Here is a 7,692-nt window from a genome sequence, read left to right on the forward strand (position 1 = left end):
CTCGACGGCGGGATCAGCGGCTTCGCGATCTCCCACAACCCGTCCGGAACAATCCAACTCCACGTACCCCGCCCCATGTCGAGTTCAACGACGCCGCACCACATAGGACACGGTCTTAGACGTCGTTTCTTATGGCGTGATCGTTCGTTGAGCCGTGCATGACGGATTTGGTCGAGCGGCTGGTGCCGGACGAGTTGTGGATGCTGTTTCGGCGGGTGGTGCCGCCGACGGAGGTCATACGCCCGCAGGGCGGCGGCCGGCGCAGGGCGGGTGACCGCGAAGCATTGGCCGCGATCATCTTCGTGGCCACCTCGGGCTGTACCTGGCGGCAGCTCCCGCCGGTGTTCGGTCCGAGCTGGCAGACCGTCTACCGACGCTTCGCCCACTGGAGCCGAGCCCGGGTCTGGGCTCGGCTCCACCGCGTCATCCTCGACGAACTCGGCGCCCGCGGGGAACTGGACTGGTCGCGCTGCGCGATCGACTCCGTCAGCGTGCGGGCAGCAAAAGGGGGCCTCTGACGGGACCGAATCCGACCGACCGTGGCAAGCCCGGATCGAAAATCCACCTGATCACCGACCGGAACGGACTGCCGCTCTCACTGGGCATCTCGGGCGCGAACATGCACGACAGCCTCGGCCTCGAACCCCTCGTGCGGGGCATCCCGCCGATCCGGTCCCAACGCGGACCTCGTCGACGACGCCCCCACAAGCTCCACGGAGACAAGGGCTATGACTACGACCACCTGCGTCGATGGCTCCGCGAACGCGGCATCCGCCACCGCATCGCACGCAAGGGCATCGAGTCCTCACAACGTCTCGGCCGCCACCGGTGGGTGGTCGAACGGACCGTGTCCTGGCTCGCCGGTTGCCGTCGGCTCCACCGTCGATACGAGCGCAAGGCCGAGCACTTCCTCGCCTTCGTCGGCATAGCCGCAGCACTCATCGGCTGTCGCCGGTTGGCGACTCTGCTCAAGGCCTGAGCCGGTCCTGCTGCACGTCGAAACAGACCAGACCCATGGACTCCGCCACGGCTGCCGCGTAGGCCGATGCCTCCTCGGCCATGCTCCACCGCATCGGGAAGTAGATCAACGGACCCCTGGCTTCGCCGATCAACGGGCCCGTCGACCAGGGCGAAGTGTCCTCCTCGTCCTCGGTGATGTCGCACCACCGCTCAAGAAGCGCCGCGACGTATGCCGCTATGCGTTCGGACGGAGGCTCCTCGACCTCGCTGTCGATATAGCGGTCGTAGAGGTCGCTGAAGACCCGGCCAGCGGACTTGTCATCCGCTGGCCTCTCGCCTTCCCACACAGCCAAGTCGTAGCTCATGCCCGGAGGCTCTCACAGAGCACTGATACACATCGTCGCCGGTCAACAGCACGGACCTCAGCCAAAGGAAACGACGTCTTAGTCGAGTACCCCTTTCAAGCGGCAACGTCCGCTTCGGCCTCGTAGTGCATCTGTGCCCGGTCCAGCACGTCGTCCGGGTCCAGGCCCCGCGCGGACGTCCAGTGCAGCAGGTCGGCGATCAGCTCGACCGCTGTCTCCTCCAGGACCGTTTCGCACCGCCCGTGCAGGACGGACCCGCCGCGTTCCCGGTAGCTCTCCAGCGCGTCGATGGCCCGCTCCATACGCAGGCACACGGCGTCCGAGCCCAGTTCGATCTCACACCACACCGCTTTGCCCAGCGCCGTGACGGCGGTTCCCCAGTCCACGGCCATGGCGGCGAGCATGTGCAGGCCCCGGCCGCACTCCGCCTCACAGTCAGCGGTGCGCAGTGCGGGCAGCGCGCTGCTTTTGTCGTGCATCTCGACGCGCAGCCGCTCGCGCTTCCACTCCAGGATCAGGGTCGCCGGCGAGCCTTCCCCCACGTGCTTGATGACGTTCGTCGCCAGCTCCGTCACGACGAGCTGCGTCGCGTCGCCGGCGGTCGGCACGCCCCACTGGCCGAGCTGTGTGGCAGCGGCCCGCCGCAGCAGACGCACTTCCGCCGGCAGTGCCTCGAAAGGCAGGACACAACGGCGCTGACGGTCCTTGATGTCGGTCCCGGGCATAAGCGGTTCTCCCTCCCGTGCCACGCGCATGCTGCGCCTGCCGTGTCCGAACGGCTGCATTGCGTAGCGGTCCGTCACCGAGAATGGCACAGAGAAGTCTCGCTATGTAACTTCTCACGGACCTCGATCGAGTGAATCGCTTAGGAGCCGACTGCCGCGCTACCTAGCCTGTTCACACCCCGAGCGCCTGCTCGGCTGAGCGCTTGAGGAGTCCCATGTCCGTACGGACCACCACACGCCGACGTCAACTCGGCTCGATGCTGCGCAAGTTGCGTGCTCGCAAAGGGATGACCCTGGAAGAGGCAGGCGGCCTGGTCGGCGTATCGAAGGCGACGGTCAGCCGGTACGAGACGCAGGCGGGGCCGGTGAAGTGGATCGTCGTGGACGCGCTGTGCCGTGGGTACGGAGCCACGGATGCCGAGCGGGAAGCCGTGGTTCGGCTGGCGAAGGACGCCAAGCAGCAAGGGTGGTGGAGTTCGTTCGCCGACTCCATCCCGGAGAGCATGAACCTCCTGCTCACCCTTGAGGATGAGGCGGTGCGCGAGGACCACTTCTCCTGCGTCTACGTCCCGGGTCTTCTCCAGACCCGCGCCTACAGCACCGCTCTGCAGAAGGCCAACGAAATCCCCCTGGAACCAGCCGAGATCGAACGGCTGGTGGACATCCGCATGAAGCGCCAGGAGATCCTCACCCGGCCGAAGCCGTTCCGGCTGTGGGCCATCCTCGACGAGTCCGTGATCCGCCGGGTCGTGGGCTCGCCGGAGATCATGAAGGAGCAGCTCGGGCGGCTTCTCGAAGTCAACGAGTCACCGCACATCACCCTGCAAGTGCTGCCGTTCTCGAACGGAGCCCATGGTGCCGCTCTTGGCAGCTTCGTGATCATCGGTGGCACGGAGCCAGCCCTTGACGTGGTCTATGTGGACTTCCACACCGGCTCCCTCTTCCTGGAGAAGGACGAGGAGCTGGACCGATACAGGCTTGCGTTCGAGTACCTCCGCGCACAAGCGTTGGACATGGAGGCTTCCTCCGCCTTGATCCATCGCGCACGCAAGGAGCTGTAGATGCCCGCCCGTTCTTCCGCCTTCCATGAGCTGGTCTGGTTCAAGTCGTCTTACAGCGGCGCGAACACGACCGAGTGTGTGGAGTGCGCCCATGTCCCGTACGGCGTGCTCATACGTGACTCCAAGGACGCGGACGGTTCTGTCGTCTCTGTCGAAGCCGGTGCATGGCGTTTCTTCGTGGCGGGGTTGAGACGCGAGCGACCGGCCGTGTGCGCCTGACCCTCCCGAGGCACCTACTCCACCATGCGCTCCGCGTCCCCCGGGACCCAGGGGAACGGAACGTCGGGCCACCGCACGGAGGCCCACGCGTCGACGTCGACCGCGAGGACCGCCTCGATGAAGGCCTGCGGCGGGCGGTAGCCGTGGGCGGTGACGTAGTGCGTGACGAGGAACGGGGCGGCGTAGGCGGTGCCGGGGGCGCCGGGGATGCGTAGCTCCCCGTTGCCCTCCGGGGGCGGCTCGTCCCCCGTCGGGCACAGGTCGCACTCGTGGACGCCCAGGCAGACGTTCATCCACTGGACCCGCTGGACGGCCTTCAGCTTCTCCACGAACGCCTCGGGGACCGGGCCCGTCGCGTACGGCTTGCCGGCCTCCAGCCAGCCGACGTTCAGGCGGGTGTACGCGGGGCGGTACCAGAGTGCGTAGAAGCCGGACTCCAGGTCCGTGAAGGCGTCGTCGTCCAGGTAGTCGTACGCGCTGAGATCCTCGTAGAACACCCGCACATCATCGCCCGTACCCCTAGGCGGTACGCGGGAAGGCCGGTGCGCCGCTCGCCGGTTCAAGGGCCTCCCCAAACTGGGCCGGGTCCAGGCTCGTCGGGAGGACCACGACGGCCGGCTGCCTCCTCGAAGCCGTCCGTCCCCCGATGAGAATCCCACCCTCGGTTCTGGGCGATGCCTGCGCAGGATGCGGACATGTAGGACACTCTTCGTAGGACGGGGAGATCAAGGAGCGAGAGATCGTGAGCGCAGAACACGCAGAAACACCCATCCCTGCGCCGTTGCCGTTGAGGACCATCGGCGACATCCGGGCCGCTCTGCGGTCCGGACACGGCTTCCCCGGCGACCAGGAGACCTTCGAAGCGGATCTCCAGCGTGCGCTGGAGGCCTCCTCGGAGACGGATCTCAATGCGGTCGCCGCGGTGATCGTCGACTACCGGGGGCGGATCCGCCTCTACCAGGACCCGGACTTCGACATCGCCATACAGGAGGGTCTCGACCTGACGGCACAGCTGAAGCAGGAGGATCCACGCGCGTGAGCGGTGTGATTGCGGCCGTCACCGTACGGGCTGCCCAGCGGGCGAAGGAGCTGGGAGCCGAGCGGGATCTGGAGGCTCTGCGGCAGGAGCTCGAGCAGGCTCCACGCCTCGGTGTGCGGCTCGGGCCTCCCCGCCACGACGGCACGGAGGTGCGCAAGACGAGAATCGAGCCCCGGAACGGCGTCCCGGGGTTGGCCGTGGCGTATGTGTACACGCCGTCTCCGCCGCCCCCGACCGTGGCGATCGTCGCTGTGACACCGGACGACGGAGCCCGCGAAGAATAGGCGCAGGCCGGGAGCGCCGGGTTCCGCGGAGTCGGTCGTCGCCGCCGTGATCCGTACGGCCTTTTCCGATCGAGGGGTCGAGGACACCCGACGCGCCCCGGCGCCGCCGGGGACGGTGGCTCGGGGCGGTCACCAGCAGGGGCTGCCGTCGTCCTCGCGCCAGGCGATGTCCGTGACGTACATGGGCATCGTGAAGTAGCTGCCGTTGTTGCTGGAGACGCATGCCGTCCTGGGGCCCTGCTCCTCGTGCCCGGCGATGACGTACGTCATCGTGACGTCCTGGGACGTCCTGTTGTAGAAGATGTGGCCGCGAGCGCTGCCCGACCACTCACCGTCGGTCACCAGCGACGGCGGCATGTCCGTGTCGCCGTACCAGAACTCGGGCCAGACGCAGAACGTGCCAGTTTGGCAGTTCCCGGGGGACCACGCCGACGCGCTGGGCGCGGAGGCCATGACACCGAGGAAGGCCGCGGGTATCGCCGCGAGGACGAGGGACTTCAGACGCATGAAGGGCTCCGATCTCAGGAGGTCACGCGCATGCTCACAACAAGTATGTTGAATCGTCAAGCATTGCTTTTCGGCCTTCCCCGGCCGGTTCGAAGCCGGCTCGACGCGATTCCGCCGACCGGCACGAGCACCGGGCTCCGCCTCGGTCCCCCTCCGTCGACCGGGCGTCCCGGGGGCAGGGCTGGCGCGCTTCATACCGCCCCGGCGGCCACCCGATGCACGGTCTTCCCCCCGGATCCGGCGAAATCCGGCGTCCGGCAGCGGGTCCGTGCCCGAGGTCGTCCCGGTCCGTTCCCGAGGCGGCCGCACCGGCCGCGGTCCTCTACGCACGGCCGTGAGCGGTGCCCCGCCGCAGGCCCCGGCCGTCAGCTCGTGACGGCCGGCGGGTGGTCGGCTGCTCGCTGGAGGCGGAGTTGGCCGATTTCCGCGACGTTCTTCATCAGTTCGGCGTTCACCCAGGCGACCATGTCCGCGACGGTGTGCCGGGGGTCGTCCTGCCACGGGAACGGGGCGGTCGAGTCCAGGTCGGCGCCGGTGAGCCGGTCCAGTGCCTCCAGCCAGTCGGCGCGCAGACCGCGCAGCCACTCGACGGTCGGCTCACCCGCGCCCGGCCAGCTGATGTCGCCCCGCTCCCGAGGCGCCCTGCTCCGGGCGTGGTCGATGGCCACGCCCCACCACCAGCCGATGTGCCAGCTCAGCCAGCCGATCGTCGGCAGGGGAACCGGGTCGGGCTCGCTCTCCGCCCAGTCCGGGACCCACGTCCCGTCGTCGGCCCGGCGCACCGTCCAGCAGTTGCCGACGGGCTCCCACAGGAAGTCGTCGGGTTCGAGCCTCTCCAGGTGGTACTCGAACAGCGACCACGTCAGGTCGAACTGCCGGCGCAGCAGGTCGAGGGCGTACCGCGAGGCGGGTTCGTTTCGGGAGACGGACACCGGCCGACCCTCGCACACCGCCGGTGCCGCCGGGAACCGAATAAACGGACCTCCCTGACCGTGGTCCACCCGTGGTACTCGAACATCCCACGATCCGTAGTGGGACGGCCCGCTTCACCGCTCCGGCGGCAGCACGATCCGCCGGGCACGCCTCACCCCTCGATGTCGAGCGCCGTCCCGTACAGCCGGTCCGCCTTCAGGCGGACGACCAGCCGGCGTTCGGCCACCAGTTGCTCCAGGAAGGCGTCCTCGTCCTCGGGCCTCGCGGCTTCCGGGAGCATCGCGAGGAGTTCGCGGCCGACCTCGTCGCCGGGCACCGTCGTGATCCCGGAGACCTCCGCCTCGCCCTCGGCGACGGCGAACGACCACACGTCGCCGCCGGGAACGTGCAGCGCCGCACGCGGGTCGTGCCGCAGGTGCTTGAGCTTGACGCGGTCGGCCGTGGTCGAGAAGCGGGCGGTGCGGGTCTCGGGGTCCCAGCTGTACACCATGGTGGTCAGGTGGGGGTGGCCGCTGCGCTTGACGGTGGCGAGCGTGCCGAACTGCTGCCGGCCGAGCAGGTCGGAGAGGGCTTCGTCGGACAGGGCCCGGGGCGCGGGTCGATTGGTCATGCCGTGATCAACCACCGTGGTCCCACGGTAATTTCGTGAACGCCGCGGTGGAACGTCGTCGGCCGGGTTCCTGCGCCGTCCCGGGCAGGCGTTCACGAAAGAGGAAGGGTCACCCGGCAGTCGGGGCAATCGGGTCCCATCCGCTGCCGGACCGGCCCGAACCGGGAGGACGGGGACGACCGTGCGAGGGGCCGCGGTGGTCGGCTCGACGCGTCGGGAGGACCCGTGGGGCCGGGACGCGTGCCGGTGGTTCCCGCCCGGGTCAGGGCACCACGCGCAGGTGGGTGGGCCAGCCGATGCGGTCGAGGAGGCGGAACAGTTCCTCGATGTCCGCCGGGTCCAGCTTCACGCAGCCGTTGGACTCGTAGTCGCCCGGGCCGTCCCAACGGCGGGCCTCGGACGTGCCCTCGCCTCCGTCGCGGTCCGTCTCGGAGTGGATGAACATCTCCGTGCGCGTCACCGTGCCCCGGGAGCACGGCATGTCCTGGAGGTGGACGGCGTACCCCTTGATGAGGTTGCCGTCGTAGGTGCGGGTGCTGGAGCGGATCCGCCAGTTCCCGTCGGGGATCCAGCCCTTGGCGCGGGCGCAGTCGTCCTGGACGCCGAGGCCCGATCCGGCCCGGTAGGTGGCCCGGAGCCCGCCGCCCTGACGGACCGAGAGCGTCGAGTCGGTGGGGTCGTCGGGGTTCTTGTCGAAGACCAGGGTGGTCGCGGGAGCCTGCGCTCCGGCGAGTTCACCGGTGAGGGCGGCCGGGGTGAGGGCCAGGGCGGTCAGCACCGCCCACGCCGCCATGTGGCCGCGCGGGGAACCCTTGTTCGCGTTCACGTGCCTGTCTTCTCGTTTCTCGTCGCGCCATGGTCCGGCGTCGTCCGCCGTGGGCGGTGGGCGGTGGGCGGTGGGCGGTCGTCCGGCAGACCGGCGGCGTGCGCCGGGCTCCGCCGCCGGTGGTGTCGGCGCGGGGTGCGCGCCCGTCCGGGCTCCCCGTCGG

At 69.1% G+C, this 7,692-nt stretch carries 12 protein-coding genes; 5 read left to right on the plus strand and 7 right to left on the minus strand.

Features of this window, described 5'->3' with window-relative positions; translation table 11 throughout:
* The first annotated feature begins 158 nt into the window (after positions 1-158).
* Positions 159-979, plus strand: a protein-coding gene (locus B7767_RS11590; protein WP_373408204.1) for an IS5 family transposase whose coding sequence is annotated in 2 segments (ribosomal slippage) — positions 159-501 and positions 501-979 — 822 coding nt in all. Because the reading frame shifts where the segments join, the coding sequence is not laid out codon by codon here.
* Here B7767_RS11590 and B7767_RS11595 read toward each other — a convergent pair.
* The gene (locus B7767_RS11595) at positions 969-1,325 is read right to left on the minus strand and encodes a hypothetical protein (RefSeq protein WP_085572129.1); all 357 of its coding nucleotides are present in this window, start codon (positions 1,323-1,325) and stop codon (positions 969-971) included. The genes B7767_RS11590 and B7767_RS11595 overlap by 11 nt on opposite strands.
* A 95-nt stretch (positions 1,326-1,420) precedes the next feature.
* Entirely contained in the window at positions 1,421-2,050 is a 630-nt protein-coding gene (locus B7767_RS11600) for an ATP-binding protein (RefSeq protein WP_085572130.1), read from the minus strand.
* Between the two features lie 215 nt (positions 2,051-2,265).
* Here B7767_RS11600 and B7767_RS11605 point away from each other — a divergent pair, with 215 nt between their 5' ends.
* The gene (locus tag B7767_RS11605) at positions 2,266-3,111 is read left to right on the plus strand and encodes a helix-turn-helix transcriptional regulator (protein ID WP_085572131.1); all 846 of its coding nucleotides are present in this window, start codon (positions 2,266-2,268) and stop codon (positions 3,109-3,111) included.
* Positions 3,112-3,330 carry a DUF397 domain-containing protein gene (locus B7767_RS11610; RefSeq protein ID WP_085572132.1) on the plus strand — a complete coding sequence of 73 codons (219 nt, stop codon included), beginning with the start codon at positions 3,112-3,114 and terminating at the stop codon, positions 3,328-3,330. It abuts the gene before it with no gap.
* Between the two features lie 14 nt (positions 3,331-3,344).
* On the opposite strand, the gene B7767_RS11615 is transcribed toward B7767_RS11610, so the two are convergent.
* The gene (locus B7767_RS11615) at positions 3,345-3,827 is read right to left on the minus strand and encodes a hypothetical protein (protein WP_085572133.1); all 483 of its coding nucleotides are present in this window, start codon (positions 3,825-3,827) and stop codon (positions 3,345-3,347) included.
* Between the two features lie 245 nt (positions 3,828-4,072).
* On the opposite strand from B7767_RS11615, the gene B7767_RS11620 reads away from it, so the two are divergent.
* Both B7767_RS11620 and B7767_RS11625 read left to right on the plus strand, forming a co-directional pair.
* The gene (locus B7767_RS11620; RefSeq protein WP_085572134.1) at positions 4,073-4,369 is read left to right on the plus strand and encodes a DUF6247 family protein; all 297 of its coding nucleotides are present in this window, start codon (positions 4,073-4,075) and stop codon (positions 4,367-4,369) included.
* Positions 4,366-4,653: a hypothetical protein gene (locus tag B7767_RS11625; protein WP_085572135.1), complete on the plus strand. Its 288-nt coding sequence runs from the start codon at positions 4,366-4,368 to the stop codon at positions 4,651-4,653. The genes B7767_RS11620 and B7767_RS11625 overlap by 4 nt, the downstream gene beginning before the upstream one ends.
* Before the next feature lie 129 nt (positions 4,654-4,782).
* Here B7767_RS11625 and B7767_RS11630 read toward each other — a convergent pair whose 3' ends face one another.
* The 4 genes from B7767_RS11630 to B7767_RS11645 all read right to left on the minus strand — a co-directional run bounded on the left by B7767_RS11630 (position 4,783) and on the right by B7767_RS11645 (position 7,529).
* Positions 4,783-5,160, minus strand: a complete 378-nt coding sequence (locus tag B7767_RS11630; RefSeq protein WP_085572136.1) for a hypothetical protein — start codon at positions 5,158-5,160, stop codon at positions 4,783-4,785.
* A 365-nt stretch (positions 5,161-5,525) separates the two neighbouring features.
* Positions 5,526-6,092, minus strand: a complete 567-nt coding sequence (locus B7767_RS11635; RefSeq protein WP_085572138.1) for a DinB family protein — start codon at positions 6,090-6,092, stop codon at positions 5,526-5,528.
* Positions 6,093-6,244: 152 nt separating this feature from the next.
* Complete coding sequence (locus B7767_RS11640) at positions 6,245-6,703, minus strand: TIGR03618 family F420-dependent PPOX class oxidoreductase (protein ID WP_085572137.1); 459 nt, start codon at positions 6,701-6,703, stop codon at positions 6,245-6,247.
* Between the two features lie 262 nt (positions 6,704-6,965).
* On the minus strand, positions 6,966-7,529 hold the full coding sequence (locus B7767_RS11645) for a L,D-transpeptidase family protein (protein ID WP_256923412.1): 564 nt from the start codon (positions 7,527-7,529) through the stop codon (positions 6,966-6,968).
* Between the last annotated feature and the right edge of the window lie 163 nt (positions 7,530-7,692).

The organism is Streptomyces sp. 13-12-16, assembly GCF_002114215.1.
Taxonomy (GTDB): Bacteria; Actinomycetota; Actinomycetes; order Streptomycetales; family Streptomycetaceae; genus Streptomyces.

Bases quoted from the DNA above. Each gene is read 5' to 3' on its own strand.
- B7767_RS11595 (WP_085572129.1), bottom strand. From the start codon at position 1,325: ATGAGCTACGACTTGGCTGTGTGGGAAGGCGAGAGGCCAGCGGATGAC.
- B7767_RS11600 (WP_085572130.1), bottom strand. From the start codon at position 2,050: ATGCCCGGGACCGACATCAAGGACCGTCAGCGCCGTTGTGTCCTGCCT.
- B7767_RS11605 (WP_085572131.1), top strand. From the start codon at position 2,266: ATGTCCGTACGGACCACCACACGCCGACGTCAACTCGGCTCGATGCTG.
- B7767_RS11610 (WP_085572132.1), top strand. From the start codon at position 3,112: ATGCCCGCCCGTTCTTCCGCCTTCCATGAGCTGGTCTGGTTCAAGTCG.
- B7767_RS11630 (WP_085572136.1), bottom strand. From the start codon at position 5,160: ATGCGTCTGAAGTCCCTCGTCCTCGCGGCGATACCCGCGGCCTTCCTC.
- B7767_RS11640 (WP_085572137.1), bottom strand. From the start codon at position 6,703: ATGACCAATCGACCCGCGCCCCGGGCCCTGTCCGACGAAGCCCTCTCC.